Genomic DNA, 714 nt, shown 5'->3' with positions numbered 1-714 from the left:
GGGCCGCTGGCCGCGCGTGGCGCAGGGCGCCGGCGGCAAGCGCTCGTCCACGCAGGCGCGGCGTTGCGCGCCCAGCATGCCTTCGCACGACGATTGCGCCGCCAACAGCGCTTCGCAGCGTTTGGCGTCGCGCTGGCGCTGGCAGCTGAGAGGGGGCGTGTAATAGGCGAGGCAGGTCCGGCGTCTGACTTCCGGCAGATCCAGGCAGCTGCGCAGCCCCTGCAGATGCGCCTGGCAGCGCTGGGGCGCGACCGCGTCGGCGCAGTCGTCCTTGGCGCCCCATCCGGCAAGCGGAAAAGCGGACAGCCCGCACAACAGCAGACCCGTCAAGGCCCGCCTTCCCGGGCTTGCGCCGCGCTTTCCCCCTTGCGTCATCGTCCTGTCCTTTCCCCAGCGGACGTCGAATCAATCGGATTGGTTTTGCATCTGCTCCTGCCGGCGTTTATCCTGCCAAAAATTGGGCTTGCTGGGTACTGATTTGACATGATCGTCCGGCGGAGGCAGCAGACGGCTGGACTGATGCTGGACCGGATCGAAGCCGATGTCGCCGTTGCGCGCGGCTTCGCGCTGGCGCAGATTGCGCAGCCGGCGGTTGTTGCATGACTGATCGCCGTCGCACCCGCGCGCCGACGGCCGGCCCTCGGCATGCCTGCCGGGTCCCGGACCGGGGAAATGCTGCGCCAGCGCGGCCTGCTGCGCCAGCAGGCCGCCCAG

The 714-nt window shown here is 69.6% G+C and carries 2 protein-coding genes; both read right to left on the bottom strand.

The window, feature by feature from the left end; translation table 11 throughout:
- A partial coding sequence (locus LQR33_RS23475) for a hypothetical protein (RefSeq protein ID WP_231470662.1) occupies window positions 1-330 on the bottom strand: 330 nt, incomplete at its 3' end.
- A gap of 75 nt (window positions 331-405) precedes the next feature.
- Window positions 406-714 (bottom strand): hypothetical protein (locus LQR33_RS23470; RefSeq protein ID WP_231470661.1); only part of this gene is annotated, 309 nt, incomplete at its 5' end.

Origin of the sequence: Chromobacterium piscinae (assembly GCF_021129175.1) — a bacterium.
GTDB lineage: Bacteria > Pseudomonadota > Gammaproteobacteria > Burkholderiales > Chromobacteriaceae > Chromobacterium > Chromobacterium piscinae.
Note: the sequence above shows the minus strand (reverse complement) of the source record. Positions and strands in the feature narration are given on the sequence as shown.